Source organism: Cupriavidus sp. SIMBA_020 (genome assembly GCF_046535395.1).
Lineage (GTDB): Bacteria > Pseudomonadota > Gammaproteobacteria > Burkholderiales > Burkholderiaceae > Cupriavidus > Cupriavidus campinensis.
The window spans coordinates 1-273 of sequence record NZ_JAWRWU010000554.1 but is presented as its reverse complement, the minus strand read 5'-3'; the positions used below and the strand labels follow the sequence as shown (position 1 = coordinate 273).

The 273-nt window shown below is 69.2% G+C and carries 1 protein-coding gene; it reads left to right on the top strand.

What is annotated here, in order from left to right; genetic code table 11:
- Window positions 1–273 (top strand): LUD domain-containing protein (locus SB751_RS30490; protein ID WP_410749085.1); only part of this gene is annotated, 273 nt, incomplete at both ends.

Below are 273 nucleotides of genomic sequence, written 5' to 3'. Positions count from 1 at the left end.
CGATCCACAAGACGCGCAGCGACATCGCCGAGCTGTTCGAGCGGCACATCCCCGGCACGCGCTACACGGAGGACGTCGACGAGCTGATCCAGACCGGCCGGCGCGCGCTGCGCCGCGCGTTCGCGGAAGCGGACATCGGCCTGTCCGGCGTGAACTTCGCGGCGGCCGACACGGGCACGCTGTTGCTCGTCGAGAACGAGGGCAACGGCCGGCTGTCGACCACCGTGCCCGATACGCACGTCGCGATCATGGGGATCGAGAAGGTCGTCGAGA